Raw genomic sequence first — 25,039 nt, 5'->3', positions numbered from 1 at the left:
GATGAAACCGCTCGAGGCCCCGGCGCAACAGTGCTGGGGCTTTGCTTTGCACTGACCCCGGAGCTAATTCGAAGCGGGCTTGAGCATCGCGTAGCCAGCGGCTTTGCGAAACCGCTCCCTTCGCGCCTTCGACATGAACAACATTTGTATGATGACCATTGCCTTCCCGAGCAGCGGCATCTCGATCGGCCTGCCGAGGCGGTCGCCTTCCTCGCCCAAATAGCGCAGTTCGTCCGTTCGCCAGCCGCGCGCTTCGAAAAACCCGAACCAGTCGGCCGGCTGAAATCGGAACGGCGCATTCTTCAATCGGCCGGCCATCATCCGCTCGCGCGTTTTGATTAGCTCCGGCGAAAAGAAATCGACAATCCAACCTGCCGCACGATCGAGACTTCGCAAATCCTCTGCGAGCGCGCCCGCCTGCTCGGGGCTCAAATATGGAACGACCCCTTCGGTCAAAACAAGCAGCTTCCCGGCTTGCGCATTGGTCGAGGCAAAGAGCCGCCGCCGCGCGTCGTCGTCCGCCAAATCGCATTTGATTCGCGTGAGTTTGAAACGCGGCGTTTCTCCCGCGAGCCGCTCTTCCTTATACGCAATCACGTGCGGATAATCGGCTTCGATCCATTGAAAGGACGAGGGGAGATCCATGCGATATGGACGAGTGTCCAGCCCCGCGCCGAGATTGAGAACGGTGTCGACGCCTTGAGCGACGGCATCGTGAATGAAATCGTCGATGATGCGCGTCCGGATCGCGATGACCCATGATGTCATGAAACCTCGGGGCATGGCGTCGGCGATCGACTTTCCACGATGACCCGCGAGGACGCCAGCAAGGGGATCGCGAAAAAGCGCGTCGTCCCGCTTTGTCTCGATGCTGCGGTAATGCGCAACCCAAAAAGCGGTATCCGAGACATTCTCGATAATGGCGTTTGTCACGAGCATCTGTCCTGATCTGTGCGCTGCGTGATTCTATTCCCGGATTGCGGTGCGATTTTGGGCCCAAACAGTCAAATCATACGTAGATCATTTTCACGGTCATGCCGCCGTCGATCGTGATGTTCTGGCCGGTCATGAAATCGGCGCTGTCCGCAAGAAACAGGCACGCCTTGGCGATGTCCTCGGGCACGCCGACACGACCGGCCGGGTGCTGATCGTTGTCGGCCTTTGAATGGTGAGGTTCTTTCGCTCGCCCTGAGAATTGCCAGTCGCTCGTCTCGATCCAGCCCGGGCTCACGGAATTCACGCGGATGCCGGCTGGGCCAAGACTGATCGCCATACCGTGCGTCAGCGCGGAGATTGCACCCTTTGACGCTGTATAGGCTTCCGTCCCGGGCTCAGACATGAAGGCGCGGGTCGACGAGATATTGATGATTGCGCCGCCCTGCCCGTGCTTCACCATTTCTCGCGCAGCGGCTTGCGAACAAAGGACCGTGCCTCGGACGTTGACGGCTTGCACACGATCGAATTCCGCAATCGGAAGTTCGAGGAAAGGCCGATTGGCGAGGATGCCCGCATTGTTGACGAGCACATGCGGACAACCAAGATCTTTGACGGTCCGGGCGATCCAGCGCTGAACGTCGCTCTCTTGCGACGTGTCCGCGCGTTCGTAGAGGCACAGTGCGCCGAGGTTTCGAATATGCGCCGCCGCTTCCTCGCCGGCATCTTCCGCGGGATCGGCGATCGAGACCGCATATCCCGCTGCGGCGAAAGCGTAGCTGACGGCACGGCCGATGCCCTGAGCACCGCCTGTGACTACAACGACCTTTGCGCTCATGTGTGAAATCCCGATTGGCTGTGGACGCGGCGATATAAGTTGACGCGCTGTGAATGAAGACAATTGCGTGAATGCGTCAACGAAGTTCGAGCGTCGCCGGCATGCCGTACTTGGGCGGCAGCGTGATTTGCGGCTTGATATCGATCACCGCATCGGGAGCAATGGTGAACCTGTATTTTTGCCCGACGGTCGCAAGGACAATCGCCGCTTCCATTGTCGCAAAATGGCTGCCGATACAAAGGCGCTGGCCGCCACCGAACGGGTAATAGGCAAATTTCGGAAGCCGCGTCGCCAATCCATCGAGCCAGCGCTCAGGCAAAAACCGCTCGGGTTCCGGAAAATATTTTGGATCGCGGTGACTGACCCATTGGCTCATCAGGATCGTGTAGCCGCGCTTGACGCGGTAGCCGCCGAGTTCGAGATCGGTCGTCGCTTCGCGGCCGATCGCGTAGACGGGAGGATAGAGCCGCATAGCCTCGTTGATGACGGCCGCTGTGTAGGGAAGGGATGCGAGGTCATTGGCTGTCGGAGTTCGTCCGCCGAGTACCCGGGCCCACTCGTCGGCGAGCTTCCGTTCAGCGCTCGGATGTTGGGAGAGCAGGTACCAGCTCCACGTCAGCGTCAGCGCCGTCGTTTCGTAACCGGCGAGATAGAGCGTCATCGCTTCGTCGCGAAGCTGTTGGTCGGTCATCCGCGAGCCGTCCTCGCGCTGCGCCATGATCATCGTCGAAAGCAGATCGTTGCCAAGCGGACGAGATCTTCCCCGCGCAATGAAGTCATCGATGAGATCTATGATGCGCGCGATGGCCCGGCGCATCTTGATGTTGGCCGGAGTAGGAAAAGAGATCGGCAATTTGAAAGTCGCGTCGAGCCGGACTGTCAGGAGATCGAAAGCCTCCATCAGGCTTCGATAGACTCCGTCGTGATTGCCGCGGTCATCGAGGCCGAAAAGCGTTTTGAGCGCGATCGCGCTTGTCAGTACGCTGAATTCGTACTCGAGATCGACGGCCTGTCCGGGAGACCATTTCGAAACCATCGCATTCGCAAGCTCGGCCATGATCGGCGCGTAGGAGAGCACTTGCGCCTTGAGGAATGCGGGCTGCATGAGCCGGCGTTGGCTGAGCCAGAACGCGCCTTCGCTCGTCACGAGACCGTTGCCGAGGATGGGCTTGAAAGCGCGAGCACCGAAATGCTTGATGTAGTGCCGCGCATCGGTGACCAGAACCTGCTGGATAAGCTCCGGATCGCTGACGAGAAAGAGGCGCCACCGGCCGGCGCGAAAACTGGCGATGGGGCCATACGTCCGCGCAAGATCGAGAAAAAAATCGACGCGGCGCGGCCCGATCTGGGAGATGTTGCCTCCAATCAGGGTGCCCTTGGGACCCGGCGGAAGGCCAGCTTTTACAATCGTAATCGACCTGCTCATGACGACACCGTCCCAGCAGAAACTCCGACGATCAGAAAAGCACGACCCTCTCTTCCGAATATCGAAGGCCAATAGAATTTTAAAAACATTGCGATAGCCGCCGGGCGCGTCCGCTATCTCTCTCGTTGCAAAATATCCGGCTTTGAGCGCCGCGACGCAAAGAAAAATTATGCGCCGCCTGCGTCCTTTGCGGCAAGCCCGCCGATGGCGGACCAATCGAGATTGTCACCGCCGTTGGCGAGCAAAGTCAGAAAGCGATCCCGCAACAGGCTCGCTATCGGCAGAGGGACACGCAATTCCCGGCCCGCGGCCAAAGCAAGTTCGATATCCTTCAATCCAAGCGGAGCGGCAAAGCCTGGCGGCTGGAACTTGGCGTCGGCGAGCAGCGTCCCGTAAGTTTTGTAGATTGGAGCGCCGAACAGCGTCGACGTCAGAACCTCGAGATACTCATGCTTATCGACGCCCGCTTTCCCGACGAGCGCCATCGCCTCTCCAAGCGATTCAATCACCGTTGCGATGAGGAAATTGCCGCTGAGTTTGACGATGTTCGCCGCTTCCGGCTGGTCAGAAATCGTGAACGTCCTTTGCCCGACAGCGTCGAGGAGAGGGGACACGCTGTTTAATGTTTCGCCTTTCCCTGCGGCGACGACGAAGATCTTTGCAGCGGCAGCCGCATCCGGACGGCCAAACACAGGAGCTGCGACGTAGCGTTGGCCTTTTCTGCCGTGATCATCCGCGAGTTTCTTCGACAGGGCGACGCTGATCGTGCTGGAGGAAATATGGACGGCGCCCTGTTTCAACGACGCAAGCACGCCGTGGTCTTGGTAAACCACATCCTCGACCGCCCTGTCGTTTGCGAGCATCGTGAAAACGGCGTCGCCCTTGCACGCGTCCCCGGGCGTCGGGGCGACCTTCGCCCCTTTGGACGCCAGCGAGTCGGAGTTCGCGCGGGTCCGATTGTAGACGGTGACATCGTGTCCGGCCTTGAGCAGGTTCGCCGCCATGCCGGAGCCCATATGCCCCAGTCCGATAAAACCGACATTCATGAAGCCTCACAGCTGAGCTGGTGTCTCGTAGGGGCCCATGCGGCCCATTTTTCGGCCGCTACAACGCGGAAAGGCGGCGCGCGGCCTTGCCCGTACTCCTAAATAGACAATTAGGCTTTATGGTTTGTTCCAGAGCCGTCAAACGGAACCCTTTGCCGGGCTTGACGTAAAAAGTTGATCGGAAGCTAAAAACTAGCGGTATCCAACCGGGCTCATGCGTGCTATCGACGGACCATCGAACTTTGGCCGGATATTGCGAGGCACTCCGCCTCTGGCGCAGCCAAGCGCACAGACGTCTTTCCAAAATCGAACTGAGGTCGGCGCAGGCGATCATATTGACGCATGCGTCAGCCTCAAAAAACTAGGCTTAAAAGGAACATTCTATGATCACGGGTACCGTGAAATTCTATAACGACCAGAAGGGCTTCGGCTTCATTGCTCCGGACCAGGGCGGAAACGACGTATTCGTGCACGCGACCGCTCTTGAGCGCGCCGGCATGCGCGGCCTTTCGCAGGGCCAGAAGGTCGCTTTCGAAACGGAAACCGATCGCCGCTCGGGCAAGATCGCCGTTAGCGTCATTCAGAACGCTTAAGTGACGTCCGACTGCCGGTAGGGCCAAAAGTCTGGCCGGCAGCCACGTTTCGCTTTCGAGTTAGATGATATAAGGCCGCGGGTACGCATGCGTAATCGCGGCTTTTGCACGTCTAGACACTGTCACGCCCGCCCAGAGTGTAAGCCGGGAGCAGTCTTGAGTTCCGCAATCGTCTTCCGCAGTTCCTCATTTTCAGCGCGCGCATAGGCGTCCGCGGCGTGCTCGCCGAGTTTCACGAGCATCTCCCGCTCGTTCGAATCGATATCTGTCCCCGACACGTGCGGGCCATAAAGCATCACCGCATAGCAGTGGACGCGGTTCGCAGCCGGAACCGCAAGGATCGGCAAATCGAGCCCGCTCGGAAAACCGGCCTCCGTCGCTCCCGTCTTATCGAAGAGGCCAGCCTCGCCTTGGCGCAGATTTTCCATTGCCGCGCCGCCGATGCGGAGATCGCGCACCGCTTTATCATCCCAGCCGGCACTGTTCTCGAAGCGTCGAAAGGCCGTGTCCGCCCCGCGAAAAGTCGCCGCGGATGACAATTTCAATGCCCGCAGGACGCCGTCCGCCAGAAGCCGGTCGATCTCGGTTGGAGTCTTCGCCCGCACCAATGCCTCTCCGATCTCTTTCGCCGACTTGTCGAGCGAGCGGTTGAAAAAGCGGTCGGCCAGTTCAACCGACCATTCATGCAGCCGGCCGATGATATAGAGAACGAGTGCGCCGATTCCGAGCCACGACCAGCCCGGAAGTTCGACGAACTCATGCAGATGCTCCGCCTGTTGATGGAGAAGGAGTGCCGGAACGCTCATCAACAGAGCCAGAAGGGTGACGCGGCGCAGCGGTATCGCAACGCTGACGACGCGGTCGCGGCGCACGGCTTCGACGACGAAGAGGCACAAGACGCCGTTAAGCAAATAGAGCAGCCCGGCAACGTCTTCGGACATCACGAGCCCGTTCCAGTTGCTTAGAAGCGTCGTGTACTCGTTGAGATCAGCCAGGACGAACGCCGGCAGCCCGATCAGACAGCCCCACATAACCCATCTGAGACGCTGATTGTCCTTGGGCGAAAGGGTTCGCCGTCTGGCCAGCAAGATAGCGACTGCTGTGATACTGACAAAAATGCCGAAGAGGATCGTCACGCGGCTCACAAGCTCGGTTTGAAAGCCGAATGAGCTGCCGTAGGCCGCCATCAGCGCGACCGCTACGACGGGAGTGAGCGCGAGAATGGCCCTCTCGAAACTCACCCACTGCGGCTGGATCGAGCCGGTCGGCGCCCGCATCACGAAGACCAGAAGGCCCGCATAACCCACCGCTTGTGAAATGCTTCCGAGAGCGTTTTGCACCAGAAGCAAAAGTGGCCAGCGCTGCAACTGCGCATAAAACTCGTAGGCCTGCCCGGGATTGTACCAGATCACATAGAGGAAAAAGCCCCACGTCATGCGGCTTGGCCGCGTCCAGACAAGCCAGCCGGCCCCAAGGATGACGGCGATGCCCGCGAACTGATCGAGGAGCAAAACCAGACGAGCGAACCAATTCGTCGGACGCGGCACGGCGATCAGCGTCACGTCACGCGCGCCCTCCGCCGCCGTCGGCAAGAGGTCAATGGTCGTCTGCCGTCCCGCCAGCACATATTCGTTGCCACCGACGGATGTTATCGTGCTTGTGCAAACATACGCATCAAAGGGAATGCAGCGCATCCGCGAGAAGTCGAGGCGATCTCCCGGGCGCACGCCCGCTTGCCAAGCAGGAGACTTGGCTTCGCTTTCGAACGGTCCCCTGACGTCATAGATCAAGCCGTCGCTGTCGGCGTAAAATCCAAACGACCCAAGCGGACGCACCACGCGCGCGAAATCCGGCAGGATCATCGCGAGAGCCCAGATAAGAAGGGCAATAAGCAGCAGGCGGTGGCGTGTCATGGCAATCCACCGGTTGATGACGTTGATGGCGCGTGGAAAATAGCGGGCCCGAAGCTCATCTGCGAGAGGTAAAACGACAGCGGCCTAAACGGCAAGATGGCGTCGGTCTCACGCTGGTGATGCAGTTAATAATTTCGATTGCCGCAACGGCAGATGAATTCGAAGCCGGCAACGGGTATGCGAAATGTGAAGTCCCGATCTTAAGACCGGAGGAATTTCGCGATGGAAATGCACTTACATCCCACCGCCCTCGATATCACGGTGCGTTTGGTACTAACGCTGATCGCGAGCTTCTTGATCGGTCTGAACCGGGAGAGTGCGAGCCACAGTGCGGGGCTGCGCACCACGGTCCTGGTCGGCCTTGCCGCCTGCATCGCGACGAGCCAAGCCAACATCTTGCTCGGTCTTGCAGGCAAGACGCCCGACACGTTCACGACCATGGACGTGATGCGTCTGCCACTCGGCATCCTCACGGGCGTTGGCTTCATCGGCGGCGGCGTCATTCTGAAACGCGAGAATTTGGTCTCGGGCGTCACTACGGCCGCAACAATTTGGGCAGTGAGCGTCGTCGGCATCTGCTTCGGCGGTGGCCAGCTGTTACTCGGCTCGGCCGGGACGATTTTGATTATTCTGACGCTCGCGGCACTGCCCTGGATCGACATCCGCATCCCCCGCGATCAGCGGGCACGGCTCGTCGTTGCGTCGACCGCCGACCGTCCTCCGTTTCCCGACTTGGACGAGCTTTTGCGCGGCTCGGGTTTCAGAGCGCGATTTCAAGGAGTAAATCACGCCACAGAGCCGGGGCGCGCCCTGCTGACGTTCGATCTCAGCTGGAGGCGGCCCGAAATCGACGAGCCGCCACTCGAGTTCCTGAACAATCTCCACCCGAACTATGAAGTGCGGTCGTTCGATGTGATCAGAGAGGCAATGCATTGAACGCATGCGTCCTTTGCCGGCAAATCACGATGCAACATCGCAACTAGCCGACGTCGGTGTGGCGAAGCCGAAGCGCATTTGCGATCACGCTCACGGACGACAGCGCCATTGCAGCGGCTGCGATGATCGGAGATAGGAGCAATCCGAAGACCGGATACAGAACACCCGCTGCGATCGGCACGCCCGCCGCGTTATAGACGAAGGCGAAGAACAGGTTCTGCCGGATATTCGACATCGTCGCTTCCGAGAGTTCCCGCGCTCGTGCGATCCCTTCGAGGTCGCCTTTGACGAGGGTAATGCCGGCGCTTTCGATGGCAACGTCCGTGCCGGTTCCCATCGCGATCCCGACGTCGGCCGCGGCGAGCGCCGGCGCATCGTTGACGCCGTCGCCGGCCATAGCCACCGCGCGACCCTTGCGCCTGAGTTCAGCAACGAAATTGGCCTTATCCTCGGGCAGAACGTCGGCCTTTATGTCGTCAATGCCGAGCTTGGCCGCGACGGCCTTGGCCGTTGTCGCGTTGTCGCCGGTGAGCATGACGACATGGACGCCGTCGGCCTTGAGCTTGTGAACCGCTGACAGCGTCGTCGCCTTGATCGGATCGGCGACCGCAATGATCCCCGCGGCTTTGCCGTCGATCGCGACGTAAACCGCTGTTGCGCCATCGCCCCGTAACGTTTCAGCATCGGCGGCAAGAGCCGACGTATCGATACCCGCCTCGTCGAAGATCGTTCGATTGCCGATGACGACGTTGCGATTGTCGATAACGCCGGACACGCCTTTGCCCGAAGGAGAAGCGAAATCGCGAACATCCGATAGTGCAATATTTCGATCCCGCGCTTCGAGCACGATGGCCGCACCGAGCGGATGCTCGCTCGCCTGCTCGAGACTGGCCGCAAGCCTCAACAGATCGGCCTCGCTGATCGCGGACGCAGTGCGGATCGCCGTCACCTTCGGCTTGCCTTCCGTGAGCGTGCCGGTCTTATCGACCACGAGCGTGTCGATTTTCTCCATGCGCTCGAGAGCCTCGGCATTCTTGATCAGCACGCCGGACTGCGCGCCACGGCCGACACCGACCATGATCGACATCGGAGTCGCGAGCCCGAGCGCGCAAGGGCAGGCGATGATAAGCACCGAAACGGCAGCAACGAGCGCATACGAGAAGCGCGGTTCGGGGCCGAACGTCATCCAGGCGGCGAACGCAAGCACCGCAACGGCGATGACGAGCGGCACGAACCATCCGGCAACTTGATCGGCGAGGCGCTGAATGGGCGCGCGGCTGCGCTGGGCTTCGGCGACCATTTGCACGATGCGCGCGAGCATCGTATCGCGGCCGACCTTATCGGCTCGAACGATGAGCGCGCCCGATCCGTTGATCGTGCCGCCGATGACCTTCGTTCCAACACTTTTCGAGACAGCAAGCGGTTCTCCCGTCACCATCGATTCATCGACGTTGCTCTTGCCATCGACGACGCTGCCGTCGACGGCGATGCGTTCACCAGGACGAACGCGCAGCCGGTCGCCGACTGAAATCGCCTCGATCTGCACCTCTTCGTCCGAGCCATCGGCTTTCAGAAGCCGCGCCGTCTTCGGAGCAAGATTGAGAAGGGCGCGGATAGCCCCGCTCGTTTGCTCGCGCGCCCGAAGTTCCAAGACCTGCCCGACGAGAACGAGCACGGTGATGACGGCAGCCGCTTCGAAATAGACCGGAACGGCGCCGTCCATTCCCCGGAGCGACGGCGGAAAGAGGCCCGGAAACAGCGTGGCGACGACGCTATAGATCCACGCGACGCCTGTGCCGAGCGCGATCAGCGTGAACATGTTGAGATTGCGCGTCTCGAGCGATTTCCAGCCGCGCTCGAAGAACGGAAATCCTGCCCAGAGCACGACAGGTGTCGCGAGCGCGAATTGCACCCAGTTCGATACCGTCGGATTGATGATGTGGTGCAAATTGACAAGGTGACTGCCCATCTCGAGAGCGAAAACGGGAAGGGCGAGCGCCGCGCCAATCCACAGCCGCCGCGTCATGTCCTCGAGTTCGGCGTTGGGTTGGGCTTCGGCGGTAACGAGTTCGGGCTCAAGCGCCATGCCGCAGATAGGGCAGGAGCCCGGACCGGCCTGTCTGATCTCCGGATGCATCGGGCAGGTGTAAATTGCGCCCGCCGGGACGGGCTCGGCTTTGGCAGTTTCCGGTTTCAGATATTTGATTGGGTCGGCGGCGAACTTGGTCCGGCATCCGGCGGAGCAGAAGTAATAGGTCTTACCGTCATGGTCCGCATGATGCTTCGCCGTAGTCGGATCGACGGTCATGCCGCACACCGGATCTTTCACGTTGCCGGCGTGAGTCGGCGGTGCGTGATTGTGCGAACAGCAGCTCTTTGCGGGAACGCTCTGTTCGGCTCCTGTCCTCGGTTCGTCAGCGGTCATGATGTAATTCCTTGCTGAACTCAGGGCGCGCACTGTCGCCCGTGCGCCGGGACCATCGTCGGTGGTCGTTGACAGATATACCCCCATGGGGTATGCGTCAAGACATGGAAAAAGAAACCAAAGCCGCCTGTCTGAAGCGCCTGAACCGCATCGAGGGCCAGGTTCGCGGCCTCGCCAAAATGGTGGACGAGGGGCGGTACTGCATCGACGTCGTGACGCAGATTTCGGCTGTTCGGGCGGCTCTCCGCCGCGTCGAGGAAGAGGTGCTGCGCGATCACGTGGCCCATTGCGTCGAGCATGCCATTCAGAGCGGCGATGCAGCCGATCAGCGCCGGAAGGTTGCCGAGCTGATGGACGTTCTCAGCCGAACCTCCCGCTGATCCAGCATCGACAAATAAGGCGGCCAAGAACGCGCGCGTGTCTGCGTGAAGTCTTGCGCACCCGCTGACCTAACATCGTTCCCGAACTCTGAGTTTCGTCACGCGATTTGTAATCTCGTTCGCGCCCGCTGCCATCGGTTCGCCACGCGATTGACCACATCCAACGCCAACGTTGCGGCGATGGAACGGTCAGGCTGCGTTGGTGTTGGTTGTGTGTAGTGGTTAAGCCCAGTAGTGGGTGAGCAAAGTTGCGCGGGGGTTCAATGAAAGGCTTCTTTTTTGCGTTCGTTGCCGCGACGGCGATAGCCGGCGGTGCAAGTCATGTATCGGCGCAGCAGTGGGACCCTTGGGACGGTCCACGCCGTGCACCCCAGCAAGTCGTGCCGGACGACGATGATCGCTACACCGATCCCGCGGAGAGCGACCGCGATGCCGACGATCGCTACTTCGATCGTCGCGACGGGCCGCCGAGAGCCGACAACCGTGCCGACAATCGAGTCGGAAGTGGCAACGACGATCCGCGCCGCTACGATCCGCGTTACAACGGCGGTCGCGACAACGGCGATGATCGAGAAGGCCCACGTTACGATGGTCCGCGTTATGACGGTCCCCGTTACAGCGATCCGAGACCGACCGATCGGGATTACTTCAACGATCAGCGATATCCGGCATCGCGCTATGACGAACGCGATGATTATGGCGCGTGGGACGCCGCACCTTCCGCTGACGAAGAAGCCCGTCTCAGCAAGACACCCGGAAGGAATGGCGGCGACAAGCCCTACATCCGCGCCGTCGCGCCGGCGCAGGTGGCATTCAGCGGACCCTATTCCCCGGGATCGATCGTCATCGATACTGGCGCGCGGAAGCTCTACTACGTGCTGAGCGCGACGTCGGCCTATGCCTATTCCATCGGCGTGGGCCGCCAGGGCTTCACGTGGACCGGTAAGGAAAAGGTCTCACGCGTTGCCGATTGGCCGGATTGGTATCCGCCCGCCGACATGCGGCGGCGAAAGCCAGAACTGCCGGAGCGCATGCTCGGCGGTATTCGCAATCCGCTCGGCGCAAAAGCCATCTATCTCGGCAATACGCTTTACCGGATTCACGGCACCAATGACCCGAAGTCGATCGGCAAGGCGGAATCGTCCGGCTGCTTCCGCATGCTGAACGAGAATGTTCTCCATCTCGCGTCGCTCGTGCGCGTTGGAACTGAAGTGACGGTGGTCCGCTCGCTCGGTGGCAGAATCGCGTCAAATGCAAAAGCCTCTGCGCCTCGAGCGGCAACAGCAAAAGCCGCGTCGCGCCCGCCAACGTATGCGCGCGGCGCGACCGCGCCGGCCGACGATTACGATCCTTACAACGGCTGGCACTAAGCGCGTTGCGCGGCGTGGAGGGCTTTGAACTCCTCCATGCCGAGCGTCGCAATCGTATTGAGGTCGTCATCTAGAATTTCGTAGACGACACCGTCGATGTTGCGGTTGCTGAAGAACGCGATCACATCCTCATCACCCCCGCCTTCGCGATGCGGCTCGCCGTTCGCCGTCCCGGCAACATAGGCCCCGGTCGGGCGGATCTCCTTCAATTGGCCGTTGGCGTTGTAAATGCGCAGCTCCCCGCGGAGCGTCAGCGTGATGTAGTCGGCCCTGTGCCGGTGCAACACAATTTGGGAATTGGCGTCGAACTTGAACAGAATATCGACGATGCGTTTTTGCTCATCGACTGCGCAAATGTGATAGGCGAGGTGCGGAAAACCGTCGAGCGTATGCCAAGTGATATGATCTTCGAACGGAACCGTCATCGCGGGTGTCGCCTGTAGGACAGTGGTCATGGGTCACCCCGGTTTCTTGGTTGGGACGGGAATGCGCGCATCGATGATGCTCGCGTATAACGCCAACGTGACTTGAAGCCCATTCGCCCGCTTGCCATTTTGCGCCAAATTCGTTGGAATTTGCATTGGGCTATGCATGGCGCCTCGTCTTTCAGGAGTAACACGAGCGAGTTCCCTGGGCCCGATCGCGACTTTCATGGAATGCCAGGGCGGGTCGATCGCCCGCGTTCTTCGCAAGGTCGATTTGCCATTCGCAATTCTCGAGCAGCGGGAATTGATAGTGCCGCTCCGGGAACAGTTTCGCCTGCTCGAGAAGGCGGCCCGCGATACCGGCGACGCCTATTTCGGCGCGCGTCTCGGCCGAGCCGTGAAGAGCCAGGATCTGAGCGCGTTCGGAGCTTGGGTATGCAAGGCAGAGACACTCAGCCAGGCGATGATGCGGGCCCACTCCGGCCTGAACGTCATGCTGCAGACGTCGACCGTTCTCACCGTCTCGCGTCACGGACCGCGCGTCCGCTGGTCGATCGAGTTCATCGAGCCGGAGACGGAAGGGCGTCACCACAACGAATTCCTCGCATTGGGATACGCCATCGATATCGTGCGCGGTTATGCGGGGCCTAGATGGCGGCCGAGCGTGGTGATGACGGCGCTTCCTCTCGGCTCACCGCGCGCTCCCCTTGAAGACATTTTCGGCGCGAACGTCTCGCACGGGCACGCCGTTCCGGCGATCGAGTTCGATGCGTCCCTCCTCGGGAACACGATCCATTCGGGAGGATCGGTCTCGGATGAATGCGATGTTCGCAGCGAGCCGCCCGTTCCCCGCCAAAGCGACGTCCTGGCGACGACGGCGGCGGTGACCGAACTTGCATTGCACGAGGGCTATCCGCGCATCGATTGGGTCGCCGCCAAGCTCGGCACTACGTCCAGGTCGCTTCAACGCCGGCTGAGCGCGCACGGCACCTCGTTCATCGAACTGGTGGACGATCTGCTGAGCCGCAACGCGAAGCGGTTGCTGCTGGAGAGTGAAACGGCGGTGACCGATATCGCGTTAAGGCTCGGCTATTCTGACCCCGCGCATTTCACCCGCGCGTTCCGCCGGTGGACGGGGCTGTCGCCAAGCGCCTATCGCCAAGCGGCGCTCCGCATCTGAAGGCAGCCTTTGCCGGCCGCATCCGGTGGCTAGCCGCTCTTGGTCCAGGTCGTGAATGGCGTGCGCGCGAGGCTCGAATTTTCATAGCGGGGATTGTTCGTCACCTCTTCACCGATCCACGGAGGAAGGGCGATCGACTGATCGGCGCTCTTCAATTCGATCTCGGCAAGCACCAAGCCGTCGTTGGCGCCTCCGAATACGTCGACCGTCCAGATGTTGCCCTTGAAGGGAACGTCGTAGCGAACCTTCGTGATGGGCGGTTCGATGCTGAACTCGCGTATCATCTCGACGGCGTCGGCCTCCGGTATTTTATATTCGAATTCGTGGCGTGACAGTCCGCCGACCGCGCTCTTCAATGTGATGTAGGCGTTGTCGCCAAAAATGCGGATGCGGCCCTTCACGTGCGGTGTGCGCGCGAAATAGGCCTGCTCGATAGGCGCGGAACCGATCTCCGATTGCCGCCAGCTGTCGTCGCGCACAACAAATTTTCGTTCGATCTCGATTGCCATTCGATCTCCGGCGACCCGCGCGCGTTAAATGGCTGGCGCCTCCAGACAAGTGGGGCCCCTATCGCCGAAGTCCAACGTAGCGGATGTATGCAAAGATTGCGTATCCGCCGTGATGGTAAATCGGCGTGATACCGAAACTTCGCTCATGCTACAGCTCACGGGGCACACGTCGCCATGAAAGCCATTTGAAATTATTCAAATTCCGGCCTGAAGCAGCATCAATGACAATTGGATTGATCCCATGAAGGTAGATCTCACGAATATGACGGCAGTTGTGACGGGCTCCACCGGCGGCATCGGCCTCGCGATCGCAAAGGGCCTGGCGCACGCGGGAGCGAAAATTGTCGTCAACGGCCGGAAGCAGGAAAGGGTCGATAAAGGCATCGCGGCGATCCACGCCAGCGTCAACGCCGCAGCCGTCACCGGAGTTGCCGCCGACGTATCGACAGCGGCGGGCTGTGAGGCGCTCGTGAAGGCGGTGCCGTCCGCCGACATCCTGATCAACAATGCCGGCATCTTCGAGCCGAAGCCGTTCTTCGAAATTTCGGACGCCGACTGGTCGCGTTACTTCGAAACGAATGTGATGTCGGGAGTGCGTTTGTCGCGTGCCTACCTGCCCGGCATGCTCGAACGAAACTGGGGCCGCATCATTTTCATATCGTCGGAGTCGGCCGTGAATATCCCGCCGGAGATGATCCAGTACGGGGTGACGAAGACAGCACAGCTCTCGCTGACGCAAGGCCTCGCTCAGCTGACAGCCGGAACGAATGTTACCGTCAACGCTGTGCTGCCAGGTCCGACGCGATCCGAAGGCGTCGATCAATTTCTGAACCAGATGGCCGCTGCTACAGGCAAAACCCCCGATGAAATGGCTGCAACATTCGTGCAGACTCATCGGCCCGGATCGCTCCTGCAGCGCTTCGCGACCGTAGAGGAAGTCGCCAATATGGTCGTCTACGCCGCATCGAAAGAAGCCTCCGCGACGAACGGCGCGGCTTTGCGTGTCGAAGGCGGCATCCTGAGAACGATCGGCTAGGTCGAAAGAAAAAGCCGTCCGTCGTTGGACGGGCGGCTAAGTCAACGTGGCTTGACCGAACGCCTAATCCGATGGTGCGCTGCGGGGTACGTCGATCTTTACGCCGGGCGCCTCTACGCGTGTTCCTTGGCCGTCTTTTTCGACGTGCGCGAAGGGCGCATCGACATTTGTCTCGCCGGTCGCCTTGTTGGTTTCGACGCGAACGGCAGGGGTATCGACCAGCACTTCGGATTGAGTGCGCTGATACGCGGCAACTCCGCCGACGACTGCAATGACAGCCAGGATGGTGAGACCCAGGTAAATCATGAGGTGGCGTGCTTGCATGATGTCTCTCATTCCCGTTTCAACGAACGAGTAGAAACGCTCTGGCTCCGAAAGTGTTCCGCGCCAGAAGAGATGCCGCGCCCGTTAAGGAGTTTGCCCGTGGGCGGAAACGTCCAATGTCGTTCCGCCGGTGGCGGTCGATTTCAGCGTGTAAACCGTCTTGTTCTCAGGGCGCGTACGTCCGATTTCCGTCGCGTTCGAAAACCACCCGCCCTGTTTCGATAGGACGAGTTCGCCCGGAGAGCAGGCGGTGATGGAAACGGAAGTGTTGGGCTGCAAATCGCGCGTTTTACCGTCGAACGAATAGCTGACGCCCGTGTTCGATAAATTGAACAGCTTGAAACTGTAGCTCTCGGTCGCAGGCCGTCCGAAGAGTTCGACGGCAATGAACTTCGGCTTCGGCCCAGGGGCACGCGCGACGCCAACGCCGATTTCGGTGACGGAAGCCCTCATGATGTTGGCGCGGTGCGGTGGTGAATTCATCCAGCCCGCAACCGCTTGGAGAGCGAGAGCGCCGGTGTCGAAGCCCCGGCTGTCCTGATCCATCGCGAGATTTTCGGCGATATCGCAATGCTTATAGCCGGCACTTTCCGCGCGTTGCGCCGGCGTGCGGCCGTCGGCGGTATGCGAGAACGTGCCGCTGCGTGCCACCCGCTCGGCGTAGGCGCGCGCCGCCTTCGCCAGCAACGCGTTGATTTTTAAAGCCGGCTGCTTCTGTTCTTGCCGCGCCTTATTCGTGAGTTCGACGATGTGCTGTTCGACCTGCGGCAGGTCGGGCACCAGTGCAGCCATTACCGATCGCGTTCCTGCTGAGCTTCAAGCGTCGAAGATCTAGCCGCGGGAATACCTTGGCGCCATCGGTCACGTCCAGATTGAATTCCCCTCTTTGTGGAACAGTGGCCGCAAGGCACCGGCTGCGGCACGCCAACTTGCGCCCAAATGGCGCGGCGCTGGACGTCACCCGTAGGACGCAAGGTCGCTCAGGCTTGAGAGCGCACCGGAGGCACTGTAGGGATGCGCCATGACCACAAAACCGATTCTGCCGGGCGACGGCCCGATTGAGCCTGTCGAACTCCGGACCGCTCTCGAAGAGCGTTATCTGGCTTATGCTCTGTCGACCATTATGCACCGCGCGCTGCCGGATGTGCGTGACGGCATGAAGCCTGTCCACCGCCGCATCCTCTACGCGATGCGCGAACTGCGCCTCAATCCCGAGGGTGGCTACATCAAGTGCGCCAAGATCGTCGGCGACGTGATGGGTAACTACCATCCACATGGCGATATGGCGATCTACGACGCCCTGGCGCGCCTCGCGCAGGATTTCGCCGTACGCTATCCGCTTGTCGACGGTCAGGGAAACTTCGGCAACATCGACGGCGATAACCCGGCCGCCGGGCGATACACCGAAGCGCGCATGACCGAGACTGCGGCGCTGATCCTAGAGGGTATCGACGAGGACACGGTCGATTTTCGCCCGAACTACGACGGCCGCGTCGACGAGCCGGTCGTGCTGCCGGCGGCATTCCCGAACCTGCTCGCCAACGGCGCCACCGGTATTGCGGTCGGCATGGCGACAAGCATCCCGCCGCACAACGTCGACGAGCTATGCGCCGCTGTCCTGCATCTGATCAAGCATCCGAACGCGACGATCGAGAAGCTCGTCGAAATGATTCCAGGTCCCGATTTTCCAACGGGCGGCGTCATCGTCGAACCGCGTGAGCAGATACTCGAAGCCTACAAGACCGGCCGCGGCGGCTTCCGCGTCAGGGCCCGATGGACGAAGGAAGAAACCACTCGTGGCGGCTATCAGGTCGTCGTCACCGAAATTCCATATGGTGTGCAGAAGGCGAAGCTCGTCGAGAAAATCGCCGACCTGATGAGCGAGAAAAAACTGCCGCTCCTCGGCGATGTGCGTGACGAAAGCGCGGAAGAGATCCGTCTCATCCTCGAGCCGAAGACCCGCGCGGTGGATGCCGTTCTGCTGATGGAGAGCCTCTTCCGCCTGACCGAACTCGATGTCCGCGTCAGCCTCAACATGAACGTGCTGTCGAGCGGCCAGATCCCGAACGTGCTCAATCTGCGCGACGTGCTCTGGCAGTGGCTCGAGCATCGCATCGAGGTTCTGGTTCGCCGCTCGACGCATCGGCTGCAGAAGATCGAGCACCGTCTCGAAGTTCTCGCCGGCTATCTGATCGCCTACCTCAACATCGACGAGGTGATACGCATCGTCCGCCATGAGGACGATCCAAAGGCGAAGCTGATCTCGAAGTTCAGCCTCAGCGAAGTGCAGGCTGAAGCCATCCTGAACTTGCGGCTGCGTTCGCTGTCGAAGCTCGAGGAAGTCGAGATCCGCGCCGAGCACGATAAGCTTTCGAAAGAGCGCCGCGAGCTGAAACAGCTTTTGAAATCGGAAGAGCTGCAGTGGGAGCATGTCGCTGCAGAGGTCAAGGAGACGCGCGAGAAATACTCGAAGAAGACCGCGCTCGGTAAGCGCCGTTCCACGTTCGACGACGCACCCGAGGTTGAAGTCGATCTCGCTGCTGCCCTCGTCGAGAAGGAGCCGGTCACGGTTATCCTGTCCGAAAAGGGCTGGGTGCGCGCGCTCAAGGGCCATCAGGACGACCTGTCGAAGCTCGAATTCAAGCAGGGCGACGAGCTGAAGCGCGCCTTGAAAGCTTTCACGACGGATAAGCTCGTCCTGTTTGCGACCAACGGCCGGTTCTTCACTCTGGAAGCCAACGCCCTTCCGGGCGGCCGAGGTCATGGCGAGCCGTTGCGCCTCATGATCGACCTCGAAGAAAACCACGATGTCGCGGAGATCTTCGTTCACGATCCATCGCGGAAGCTGCTCGTGGCGTCGACCGGCGGCTATGGATTTATTGTCCCCGAGGAAGAAGTCATCGCCTCGACGCGCAAGGGCAAGCAGATCCTCAACGTCACGGAGCCTGAGGAGGCGCGGGTCTGCGTTCCGGTAGAGGGCGATCACGTCGCGACCATCGGTGAAAACCGCAAGCTCCTGATCTTCAAGCTCGACGAGGTCAATGAGATGACGCGCGGTAAAGGCGTCATTCTTCAGCGCTTCAAGGACGGTGCGCTGTCCGATGCCCGCGTCTTCAAGAAATCCGCGGGGCTAACCTGGCTCGACAGCGCAGGCCGCGAATTTACTCTGTCGTGGAGCGAATTGAAGGAGTGGTCAGGCGAGCGCGCGCAGGCGGGCAAGGTGGCGCCGAAGGGTTTCCCACGCTCCAATTCATTTGGCCCGCGCTTTTGATTTAGGGTGTTGATTGACGGCGCTTGTAGCTTTGCCTGCGCGAAGCTACGACTGCCGGCATGGGTGGGTTCAGAGGACGGGCGGCCATCGCCGCTGGAATAGGTCTGGCGATTGTTTCGTGCTGCTCCGGTCTTCGGGCAGACGAAACGCCGGCGACCTGCGCCAAGGAAGATTTCGAGTCCGTCGTCGAAGTGGCATCCGGCAGCCTGCGCGACTTGAATAACCAGAACCGGCCCGTCTTTCAGGAGAAGCTGCGCGAGCTCAAGGACAAGCGCAACTGGACGCACGACGACTTCATCGTCCAGGCAAGGCCGTTCGTGAAAGACGACAAGACGGCTGTTTACGACAAGACGGCGGACGAATTGCTATCCGCGATCGCGTCGATGGGCCAGGAAGGTGCCGCTGCCGAAGCGCCCGACTGCGCCTTGCTGCTCGAGCTTCGCGCACGCATGAAGATGCTGGTCGACACGCAGTCGGCCAAGTGGAATTACATGTTCGAAAAACTCGATGCCGAACTCGCGAAATAACGACTTCGGCTTCAGTCTTCCTCACTGTCGCCGATGCGTTCCCACCGGTCGGGCCCAAGGCGCTCCTGCGGTTTGAAGCGGGTCTTGTAGGCCATTTTACGCGAACCATCGATCCAATAGCCGAGATACACGTGCGGTAGCCCGATGCGACGGGCGAACGCGATGTGCTCGAGGATCATGTAGGTGCCGAGACCGGCGTCGGCATCCGCGGGATCGTAAAAGCTGTAGACCATCGAGATGCCGTCCGTGAGCCGGTCGCAGAGCGCGACGGCCTTCAGCGGCCACGAGTCGAAATCGAGATCCGTCGCGTCCGCCGGCTTCTGCCGGTATTCGGTGAGGAAAGTCTCGATCACCGTATCTTCGACCATCATTCGGTAATCGAGGATCGTCATGTCCGCCATTCCGCCGTCGCTGTGCCGCGCATCGATGTATGAGCGAAAGAGCTTGAACTGCTCCATCGTCGGCGTCGGCGCCGTGCGCTGTGCGATCAGCGAAGAGTTTCTGTTCCAGCTCCTGCGCATCGAGCGGTCGGGCTGGAATTCATCGACGAGCACGCGCACCGAGATGCAGGCCTGGCAGCCTTCGCAATAGGGCACGTACGCAATGTTCTGACTGCGCCGAAACCCCGTCGTCAGAAGGCGGTCGACCAGCTCCGGCGGCTTGTCGTGGGTCAAATGGGTGAACAGCTTTCGCTCGAGCCTGCCGGGCAAATAAGGGCAAGGCTGCGGGGCGGTTACATAGAACTCTGGAAACTTCTTTTGCTGCTCCGTCATTCCGACGCGTCCCTCGGGCTCGAACCGATCGCAGATGATTGGAGTAAGGAGAGCCCAAATTCAAGGTATCGATGATAGCCCCGCAGCAACAATAATGAACCCGCAGGCAAATTTATCCGGTTGCACGAGAAAAGATTAGTTATTTCAAAAATTGGTCTAATGCGGTGAGAACAACCCACTACTAATTGCAAGCAAAAGCCCCCGTACCATCCAGGAAGACGCAGAACTGGATTGTACCATACCAAGCCCGTGCTGAACGCGGCATGAAAAACGGCGCGCAGCGAAAAATGGCATAAGGAATCGCGAGCGGAGCGCACCACGTGGCGCGCTCCAGCGACTGGTATGTCGATCGGCAAGCGATGAGTAGCTGATAAAACTTGAGGCCAGCTAAACCTTCAGCGTCGGTCCCGCGGTGCCCGTCGGCGCCTCGCGTATATCGTCCGCCCCGACTTGGCTTGCGAGCGCGTAAAGCGTGCACGCCAGCACGATGGCGACGATGATGATGCCCATCCAGAGCGCCGAGCGCCGGACGAACCAACCGACGGTTGGTGTTTGAGACGCGCGCACGCCATCGAACGCTGCACTTTGGGCTGCCTCAGCCCCTTGATTAATCATATGCCGATCTGCCGCCTTACAAGTCCGCCCCGCGACTTTACCCCGGTCACATCGCTCCGACCCCCGACTTCGCACAAGATCGGTCTTGGTCGTTCCGGCAAAATTCGAATCAATTGTTGCCTTCGCGCTGCTTATCGAATGCGATGCCCATCCTGACAAGGCAAAACTGTGGCGCATGCGATACGATTTGCTGCGGGTTGCGGGGTGTTTCGGCAACATTGCTGCGGCAAATGTAACGTGACTTCGAAATAGGCAAGGACTGCGACAGCCGTGTTCTTGTGCAATGCATTATTTCCTTCATACTTTGCCCATTCTTCCCGCGAATGAACAAAAAGCAGACTCGAGGAAACCGCCCAGGGCTAAACGGACCGCTTTAACGAGCGGTCGGCAGACCTACACCTGGAGGTCCTATGATTGAGCTTGTCGTCGCCGTCTGCATGGTTGATCAGCCGTCCCGTTGCAGAGATGTCACCCTGAATTTCGAGGGCGAAAACGTCACCGCGCAGCAGTGCATGTCGAGCGGCCAGATCGAGATGGCGAAGTGGATCGGGGAACACCCCAACTGGACCATTCAGAAGTGGCACTGCGGGATTGCCGGGCAATTCGCAAAACTTTGAATCGGTGTGGACGAGCTTAACCAGTTGACAGGCTGGCCCTGACTCGGCTCCTCCTTCGCGGCAACTTCGCGATCAGGAGCTAGAGGCTATGTCGTCCACGCCAACCCAGAAATTCGCGACTGCTGCAGTTCATGCAGGGGCGACACCTGATCCGACGACCGGCGCGCGCGCAACGCCGATCTACCAGACCACATCCTACGTGTTTAACGATGTCGACCACGCCGCGGCGCTGTTCGGGCTGCAGGCGTTTGGAAACATCTACACCCGCATAACGAACCCCACACAATCGGTGCTGGAGGCACGCCTCGCAGCGCTTGAAGACGGCTCCGCCGCACTCGCTGTCGCGTCCGGGCATGCCGCGCAGCTCTTGACGTTCCACACGCTTCTCGAACCAGGTGACGAGTTCGTGGCTGGGCGCCAGCTCTACGGCGGCTCGGTCAATCAGTTCAATCATGCGTTCAAGAAGTTCGGCTGGCAGGTGGCATGGGCCGATGCCACGGATCCGGCATCCATCGCAGCCGCGATCACGCCGCGGACACGGGCCATCTACTGCGAGAGCATCGCCAATCCCGGCGGCATTGTCGTTGATCTTCCAGCCATTGCGGCGATCGCCAAAAAGGCGGGCGTTCCCTTCATCGTCGACAACACGCTTGCGACCCCCTATCTCTGCAAGCCCAAGGATTTTGGCGCCGATATCGTCCTCCATAGCCTCACGAAGTTCATTGGTGGTCATGGCAACTCAATCGGCGGGGCCATCGTCGATTGCGGAACCTATGACTGGCTGGGAAGCCGCCATCGCTATAAGTCACTGGTCGACCCGAACCCCTCCTACAATGGCGTCAAGCTAGCGGAAGCTTTCGGCCCGATGGCCTTTGCCATCGCCGCGCGCGTCCTCGGACTGCGCGATCTCGGCCCCGCGATCTCACCATTCAACGCCTTCCTCTTGCTGACCGGCGTTGAGACATTGCCGCTCCGAATGCAGCGCCAGTCGGACAGCGCTCTGGCCGTTGCGAAGTGGCTTAACGCCCATCCCAAAATTGCCTGGGTCGGCTACGCTGGGCTCGAGGGAAGCCCGAGCCACCAAATCCATAAAAAGATTTGTCCAAAAGGTGCGGGAGCCGTCTTCACCTTCGGCGTCAAAGGCGGATATGAAGCGGGCGTGAAGCTGGTTTCGGGGTTGAAGCTCTTCAGTCTTCTCGCCAACATTGGGGATACGCGAAGCCTCGTCATTCATCCGGCGTCGACGACGCATCGGCAGCTACAGGATGACGAGAGGATAGCCGCCGGAGCGGGGCCAGACGTTGTCAGGCTATCGATCGGTATCGAGGATATAGACGATATTATCGGCGATCTTGAACAGGCGCTCACCGCTGTTTAGACGCCGGCAGGAAAGGAACCATGAACCATCAGCTTGTCCTCCAGTTTCAGGGCGACGACGACGACACTCTCGAGAGGGTCATCGCGCTCGAGGATCGCCTGATCGAAGCCCTAGGCAACTCGACCTCGGCTGAAGTCGACGGCCACGAGCCGGGAGAGGGCGTCATCAATCTCATCCTGCTCGCCAAGAATGCAGCGAAGGTCTGGGAAAAGATCGAGCCGATCGTCGAGGACGCCGCTGACGAACTCGACGTCAACGCCGTCGCATTCCGCGCAATCGACAGCGAAGAGTTCACCGTGCTCTGGCCCGTCGACTACGAAGGCGAATTCGAATTGGCCTGATCGGCCATCGCGTGTTGGGCGAGCCTACGGCGAAACGGCCGCCGCAGGCCCCAAAATGGAAGCCTAGCGAGCCTTGACGTAAGAACCGGGCGCATCCTCGATGATGCCGAGCTTCGCTCCGGGTTCCCGTGCCGGAACCCAGCCGCCGGACTGCTGCGACAGCCAATCGATCCAGTACGGCCACCACGATCCGGGATGCTCCGTGGCCGACGCTTCCCAACTGCCGACGTTCGTCATCACCTTGCCGCCGGTCCAGTACTGGTACTTCACTTTTTCCGGCGGGTTGACGACGCCCGCGATATGCCCCGAACCGGCGAGCACGAACTCGACGGGGCCGCCGAACATCTGAATGCCGCGGAAAACGGAAGCGGCCGGCGCGATATGATCCTCGCGGGTCGCGACCGAGAAGATCGGCAGCTTGATCTTTTTGAGGTCGAGCTTGATGCCGCCAAGCGTCATCTCGCCTTTCGCGAGCCGGTTCTCGTTATAGAATTCCCGTAAGTAATATTTGTGGTTGGCAGCCGCCATCCGCGTCGAGTCCTGGTTCCAAAAAAGGAGGTCGAACGGGAACGGCTTCTTGCCGAGGAGATAGTTGTTGACCACGTAAGGCCAGATGAGGTCGCGCGGCCGCATCATATTGAAGACGTTGGCCATGCGCGAACCGTCGAGAAAGCCGCGCTCGTTCATCAGCGCGTCGAGGCTCGCGAGCTGCGTATCGTCGGTGAAGAGAAGCAGATCGCCGGCGAGCGAAAAGTCGACCTGGGTCGTCAGCAGCGAGCAGCATTTGAAAGGCTCTTCGCCGCGCTGGGCGAGGTAAGCGAGGCCCGTCGAAAGCGCCGTGCCGCCGACGCAATAGCCGAGCGCGTTGATCTGCTCGACGCCTGTCTCCTCTTGAACGGCGCGTACTGCTTCGAGAATGCCTTCGAGCACGTAGTCTTCGAACGTCTTATCGGCCAGGTGCTCATCCGGATTGACCCACGACACGACGAAAACCGTGAAGCCCTGGTCGACCACGTACTTGATGAGGCTCTTCGAGGACGTCAGATCGAGGATGTAGTATTTGTTGATCCACGGCGGCACCATGATCAACGGCCGGTAGCGAACCTGTTCCGTCGTGGGCGCGTATTGAATGAGCTGCAAAAGCGCATTCTGAAAAACGATCTTTCCCGGCGTCGTCGCAAGGTTGCGGCCAAGTTCGAACGCGGTCGGATCGGTCTGGCTGATTTTCATCAGGTCGCCCGAACGCTTCAAATCCTCGGCCAGCAGGTTCGCCCCGTTGAGGAGGTTCTGGGCGTTGGTCGCAATCGTCTCCCGCAGGACTTCAGGATTGGTCACGGGAAAATTCGACGGAGAGTAGGCGCTCGTCAGCTGCCGCAAATAGAATTCGGCGCGATGGCGCTCGTAGGGCTCGAGGTCCGGCGTCGCCGCCAATTGATCCTCTGCCCACTTGCAGGCAAGGAGATACGCCTGCTTGCAGAAGTCGAAGTACGGGTTGTTGTCCCATTCCGGATCTTTGAAGCGATTGTCGCCCACGCCAGGCCGAATGAGCGGCGGCACGCCGAACCCCATCATGCGTTGAAGCACGTTGTTCCAAAGCGCCGCGAACTGCCTGACGAACTCCCCCTGCGCCTCGGCAAGCTTGACCGGATCGGCAAGCCATTTCCGCACCAGCGCCGAAATCGTTTCGGTGGCCGCGGAAAACTCGCTTGCCGGTGTATAGGGGCCGATTTTCGAGTCCGGGCGCTCGGCCAGCTGAGCAAATGCCGCGCTTCCCCGTTCGAACGCTTTGAGCAGGTTCGACGCAAACGTTTCGGGGTCCGAGATATGATACGGAGAGAATGACGGCGGCTCTTCGTGGCTGTCTTGCGGCATGGCGACTTCAGAAGCTTTCTATTCTTGTCCCCTCGACGCAGGCTAGGGGCCCGTTCGTGCCGAAACCCTGACCGACAGTGCAGTCAAGGCAGACGTCGAATCAAGGGCGAATCGGACATGCCGGCGTTTCTGATTAGGTAAGCGGAGATGGCATTACCGTGGCCGCGGCACGTTTGCTCCCGCGTTGCGAAAAATAATTGGGGGACCCGGATTTGAGGCCGTTGCATGTTGCGGCGCGCTGCGGACTGGACGGGACGTAGGGCGCAAGCGTAAAGAGGCAATCGCCGGGCTCTGTCGCGAAGAAATGCCCG

General features: G+C 60.2%; 24 protein-coding genes. 11 read left to right on the top strand and 13 right to left on the bottom strand.

Annotated features, from left to right (window positions below):
• Nucleotides 1-63 precede the first annotated feature (63 nt).
• From AACL53_RS10455 to AACL53_RS10440, 4 genes are all read right to left on the bottom strand, one after another.
• A complete protein-coding gene (locus AACL53_RS10455) occupies nt 64-933 on the bottom strand; it encodes an SAM-dependent methyltransferase (RefSeq protein ID WP_339084452.1) in 870 nt (289 codons plus the stop codon).
• A gap of 76 nt (nt 934-1,009) precedes the next feature.
• The gene (locus AACL53_RS10450) at nt 1,010-1,771 is read right to left on the bottom strand and encodes a glucose 1-dehydrogenase (RefSeq protein ID WP_339084451.1); all 762 of its coding nucleotides are present in this window, start codon (nt 1,769-1,771) and stop codon (nt 1,010-1,012) included.
• Between the two features lie 76 nt (nt 1,772-1,847).
• Nucleotides 1,848-3,197: a cytochrome P450 gene (locus AACL53_RS10445; protein WP_339084450.1), complete on the bottom strand. Its 1,350-nt coding sequence runs from the start codon at nt 3,195-3,197 to the stop codon at nt 1,848-1,850.
• A 167-nt stretch (nt 3,198-3,364) separates the two neighbouring features.
• Entirely contained in the window at nt 3,365-4,243 is an 879-nt protein-coding gene (locus AACL53_RS10440; RefSeq protein WP_339084449.1) for an NAD(P)-dependent oxidoreductase, read from the bottom strand.
• A gap of 383 nt (nt 4,244-4,626) precedes the next feature.
• Between AACL53_RS10440 and AACL53_RS10435 the strand changes: the two genes are divergently transcribed.
• A complete protein-coding gene (locus tag AACL53_RS10435) occupies nt 4,627-4,836 on the top strand; it encodes a cold-shock protein (protein WP_045835921.1) in 210 nt (69 codons plus the stop codon).
• A gap of 122 nt (nt 4,837-4,958) precedes the next feature.
• Here AACL53_RS10435 and AACL53_RS10430 read toward each other — a convergent pair whose 3' ends face one another.
• Nucleotides 4,959-6,749: a hypothetical protein gene (locus AACL53_RS10430; protein ID WP_339084448.1), complete on the bottom strand. Its 1,791-nt coding sequence runs from the start codon at nt 6,747-6,749 to the stop codon at nt 4,959-4,961.
• 222 nt (nt 6,750-6,971) lie between these two features.
• Here AACL53_RS10430 and AACL53_RS10425 point away from each other — a divergent pair, with 222 nt between their 5' ends.
• A complete protein-coding gene (locus tag AACL53_RS10425) occupies nt 6,972-7,685 on the top strand; it encodes an MgtC/SapB family protein (protein WP_339084447.1) in 714 nt (237 codons plus the stop codon).
• 43 nt (nt 7,686-7,728) lie between these two features.
• On the opposite strand, the gene AACL53_RS10420 is transcribed toward AACL53_RS10425, so the two are convergent.
• On the bottom strand, nt 7,729-10,110 hold the full coding sequence (locus AACL53_RS10420; RefSeq protein ID WP_339084446.1) for a heavy metal translocating P-type ATPase: 2,382 nt from the start codon (nt 10,108-10,110) through the stop codon (nt 7,729-7,731).
• A 104-nt stretch (nt 10,111-10,214) separates the two neighbouring features.
• On the opposite strand from AACL53_RS10420, the gene AACL53_RS10415 reads away from it, so the two are divergent.
• Nucleotides 10,215-10,490: a metal-sensitive transcriptional regulator gene (locus AACL53_RS10415; protein ID WP_339084445.1), complete on the top strand. Its 276-nt coding sequence runs from the start codon at nt 10,215-10,217 to the stop codon at nt 10,488-10,490.
• Nucleotides 10,491-10,753: 263 nt separating this feature from the next.
• Complete coding sequence (locus AACL53_RS10410; RefSeq protein WP_339084444.1) at nt 10,754-11,860, top strand: L,D-transpeptidase; 1,107 nt, start codon at nt 10,754-10,756, stop codon at nt 11,858-11,860.
• On the opposite strand, the gene AACL53_RS10405 is transcribed toward AACL53_RS10410, so the two are convergent.
• The gene (locus AACL53_RS10405; RefSeq protein ID WP_339084443.1) at nt 11,857-12,315 is read right to left on the bottom strand and encodes a regulator; all 459 of its coding nucleotides are present in this window, start codon (nt 12,313-12,315) and stop codon (nt 11,857-11,859) included. The genes AACL53_RS10410 and AACL53_RS10405 overlap by 4 nt on opposite strands.
• A 136-nt stretch (nt 12,316-12,451) precedes the next feature.
• Between AACL53_RS10405 and AACL53_RS10400 the strand changes: the two genes are divergently transcribed.
• Complete coding sequence (locus AACL53_RS10400) at nt 12,452-13,465, top strand: AraC family transcriptional regulator ligand-binding domain-containing protein (protein WP_339084442.1); 1,014 nt, start codon at nt 12,452-12,454, stop codon at nt 13,463-13,465.
• 29 nt (nt 13,466-13,494) lie between these two features.
• Here the strand turns inward: AACL53_RS10400 and AACL53_RS10395 are convergent, their stop codons facing one another.
• Nucleotides 13,495-13,974: a CYTH domain-containing protein gene (locus AACL53_RS10395; protein WP_339084441.1), complete on the bottom strand. Its 480-nt coding sequence runs from the start codon at nt 13,972-13,974 to the stop codon at nt 13,495-13,497.
• Between the two features lie 241 nt (nt 13,975-14,215).
• Between AACL53_RS10395 and AACL53_RS10390 the strand changes: the two genes are divergently transcribed.
• On the top strand, nt 14,216-15,010 hold the full coding sequence (locus AACL53_RS10390; protein ID WP_339084440.1) for an SDR family NAD(P)-dependent oxidoreductase: 795 nt from the start codon (nt 14,216-14,218) through the stop codon (nt 15,008-15,010).
• A 63-nt stretch (nt 15,011-15,073) separates the two neighbouring features.
• On the opposite strand, the gene AACL53_RS10385 is transcribed toward AACL53_RS10390, so the two are convergent.
• Nucleotides 15,074-15,334: a hypothetical protein gene (locus AACL53_RS10385; protein ID WP_339084439.1), complete on the bottom strand. Its 261-nt coding sequence runs from the start codon at nt 15,332-15,334 to the stop codon at nt 15,074-15,076.
• An 84-nt stretch (nt 15,335-15,418) separates the two neighbouring features.
• Nucleotides 15,419-16,126, bottom strand: coding sequence for a CAP domain-containing protein (locus AACL53_RS10380; protein WP_339084438.1), 708 nt, complete (start codon nt 16,124-16,126; stop codon nt 15,419-15,421).
• A 229-nt stretch (nt 16,127-16,355) separates the two neighbouring features.
• Here AACL53_RS10380 and parC point away from each other — a divergent pair, with 229 nt between their 5' ends.
• A complete protein-coding gene (gene parC, locus AACL53_RS10375) occupies nt 16,356-18,605 on the top strand; it encodes a DNA topoisomerase IV subunit A (protein WP_339084437.1) in 2,250 nt (749 codons plus the stop codon).
• A 59-nt stretch (nt 18,606-18,664) separates the two neighbouring features.
• The gene (locus tag AACL53_RS10370; RefSeq protein WP_339084436.1) at nt 18,665-19,132 is read left to right on the top strand and encodes a hypothetical protein; all 468 of its coding nucleotides are present in this window, start codon (nt 18,665-18,667) and stop codon (nt 19,130-19,132) included.
• An 11-nt stretch (nt 19,133-19,143) separates the two neighbouring features.
• Here the strand turns inward: AACL53_RS10370 and AACL53_RS10365 are convergent, their stop codons facing one another.
• Together AACL53_RS10365 and AACL53_RS10360 are read right to left on the bottom strand one after the other, a co-directional pair.
• Nucleotides 19,144-19,905, bottom strand: coding sequence for an arginyltransferase (locus tag AACL53_RS10365; protein WP_339084435.1), 762 nt, complete (start codon nt 19,903-19,905; stop codon nt 19,144-19,146).
• A gap of 387 nt (nt 19,906-20,292) precedes the next feature.
• Nucleotides 20,293-20,520 (bottom strand): hypothetical protein, encoded by a 228-nt coding sequence (locus tag AACL53_RS10360; protein WP_339084434.1) that lies wholly within the window; start codon nt 20,518-20,520, stop codon nt 20,293-20,295.
• 410 nt (nt 20,521-20,930) lie between these two features.
• Here AACL53_RS10360 and AACL53_RS10355 point away from each other — a divergent pair, with 410 nt between their 5' ends.
• The 3 genes from AACL53_RS10355 to AACL53_RS10345 all read left to right on the top strand — a co-directional run bounded on the left by AACL53_RS10355 (nt 20,931) and on the right by AACL53_RS10345 (nt 22,856).
• Nucleotides 20,931-21,137 carry a hypothetical protein gene (locus AACL53_RS10355; RefSeq protein WP_339084433.1) on the top strand — a complete coding sequence of 69 codons (207 nt, stop codon included), beginning with the start codon at nt 20,931-20,933 and terminating at the stop codon, nt 21,135-21,137.
• A gap of 88 nt (nt 21,138-21,225) precedes the next feature.
• Nucleotides 21,226-22,515: an O-acetylhomoserine aminocarboxypropyltransferase gene (locus AACL53_RS10350; protein WP_339084432.1), complete on the top strand. Its 1,290-nt coding sequence runs from the start codon at nt 21,226-21,228 to the stop codon at nt 22,513-22,515.
• 20 nt (nt 22,516-22,535) lie between these two features.
• Entirely contained in the window at nt 22,536-22,856 is a 321-nt protein-coding gene (locus AACL53_RS10345; protein WP_339084431.1) for a hypothetical protein, read from the top strand.
• A 63-nt stretch (nt 22,857-22,919) separates the two neighbouring features.
• On the opposite strand, the gene phaC is transcribed toward AACL53_RS10345, so the two are convergent.
• Nucleotides 22,920-24,728 carry an alpha/beta hydrolase gene (phaC, locus tag AACL53_RS10340; protein WP_339084430.1) on the bottom strand — a complete coding sequence of 603 codons (1,809 nt, stop codon included), beginning with the start codon at nt 24,726-24,728 and terminating at the stop codon, nt 22,920-22,922.
• Between the last annotated feature and the right edge of the window lie 311 nt (nt 24,729-25,039).

Source organism: Hyphomicrobium sp. ghe19, assembly GCF_902712875.1.
Classification (GTDB): Bacteria; Pseudomonadota; Alphaproteobacteria; order Rhizobiales; family Hyphomicrobiaceae; genus Hyphomicrobium_B.
This window is presented reverse-complemented; position numbering and strand designations above follow the sequence as displayed.

What these genes read in the sequence shown, in the direction of transcription:
- AACL53_RS10450 (WP_339084451.1), bottom strand. Translation starts at nt 1,771, where the DNA reads ATGAGCGCAAAGGTCGTTGTAGTCACAGGCGGTGCTCAGGGCATCGGC.
- AACL53_RS10445 (WP_339084450.1), bottom strand. Translation starts at nt 3,197, where the DNA reads ATGAGCAGGTCGATTACGATTGTAAAAGCTGGCCTTCCGCCGGGTCCC.
- AACL53_RS10440 (WP_339084449.1), bottom strand. Translation starts at nt 4,243, where the DNA reads ATGAATGTCGGTTTTATCGGACTGGGGCATATGGGCTCCGGCATGGCG.
- AACL53_RS10435 (WP_045835921.1), top strand. Translation starts at nt 4,627, where the DNA reads ATGATCACGGGTACCGTGAAATTCTATAACGACCAGAAGGGCTTCGGC.
- AACL53_RS10430 (WP_339084448.1), bottom strand. Translation starts at nt 6,749, where the DNA reads ATGACACGCCACCGCCTGCTGCTTATTGCCCTTCTTATCTGGGCTCTC.
- AACL53_RS10425 (WP_339084447.1), top strand. Translation starts at nt 6,972, where the DNA reads ATGGAAATGCACTTACATCCCACCGCCCTCGATATCACGGTGCGTTTG.
- AACL53_RS10420 (WP_339084446.1), bottom strand. Translation starts at nt 10,110, where the DNA reads ATGACCGCTGACGAACCGAGGACAGGAGCCGAACAGAGCGTTCCCGCA.
- AACL53_RS10415 (WP_339084445.1), top strand. Translation starts at nt 10,215, where the DNA reads ATGGAAAAAGAAACCAAAGCCGCCTGTCTGAAGCGCCTGAACCGCATC.
- AACL53_RS10410 (WP_339084444.1), top strand. Translation starts at nt 10,754, where the DNA reads ATGAAAGGCTTCTTTTTTGCGTTCGTTGCCGCGACGGCGATAGCCGGC.
- AACL53_RS10405 (WP_339084443.1), bottom strand. Translation starts at nt 12,315, where the DNA reads ATGACCACTGTCCTACAGGCGACACCCGCGATGACGGTTCCGTTCGAA.
- AACL53_RS10400 (WP_339084442.1), top strand. Translation starts at nt 12,452, where the DNA reads ATGGCGCCTCGTCTTTCAGGAGTAACACGAGCGAGTTCCCTGGGCCCG.
- AACL53_RS10395 (WP_339084441.1), bottom strand. Translation starts at nt 13,974, where the DNA reads ATGGCAATCGAGATCGAACGAAAATTTGTTGTGCGCGACGACAGCTGG.
- AACL53_RS10390 (WP_339084440.1), top strand. Translation starts at nt 14,216, where the DNA reads ATGAAGGTAGATCTCACGAATATGACGGCAGTTGTGACGGGCTCCACC.
- AACL53_RS10385 (WP_339084439.1), bottom strand. Translation starts at nt 15,334, where the DNA reads ATGCAAGCACGCCACCTCATGATTTACCTGGGTCTCACCATCCTGGCT.
- AACL53_RS10380 (WP_339084438.1), bottom strand. Translation starts at nt 16,126, where the DNA reads ATGGCTGCACTGGTGCCCGACCTGCCGCAGGTCGAACAGCACATCGTC.
- parC (WP_339084437.1), top strand. Translation starts at nt 16,356, where the DNA reads ATGACCACAAAACCGATTCTGCCGGGCGACGGCCCGATTGAGCCTGTC.
- AACL53_RS10370 (WP_339084436.1), top strand. Translation starts at nt 18,665, where the DNA reads ATGGGTGGGTTCAGAGGACGGGCGGCCATCGCCGCTGGAATAGGTCTG.
- AACL53_RS10365 (WP_339084435.1), bottom strand. Translation starts at nt 19,905, where the DNA reads ATGACGGAGCAGCAAAAGAAGTTTCCAGAGTTCTATGTAACCGCCCCG.
- AACL53_RS10360 (WP_339084434.1), bottom strand. Translation starts at nt 20,520, where the DNA reads ATGATTAATCAAGGGGCTGAGGCAGCCCAAAGTGCAGCGTTCGATGGC.
- AACL53_RS10355 (WP_339084433.1), top strand. Translation starts at nt 20,931, where the DNA reads ATGATTGAGCTTGTCGTCGCCGTCTGCATGGTTGATCAGCCGTCCCGT.
- AACL53_RS10350 (WP_339084432.1), top strand. Translation starts at nt 21,226, where the DNA reads ATGTCGTCCACGCCAACCCAGAAATTCGCGACTGCTGCAGTTCATGCA.
- AACL53_RS10345 (WP_339084431.1), top strand. Translation starts at nt 22,536, where the DNA reads ATGAACCATCAGCTTGTCCTCCAGTTTCAGGGCGACGACGACGACACT.
- phaC (WP_339084430.1), bottom strand. Translation starts at nt 24,728, where the DNA reads ATGCCGCAAGACAGCCACGAAGAGCCGCCGTCATTCTCTCCGTATCAT.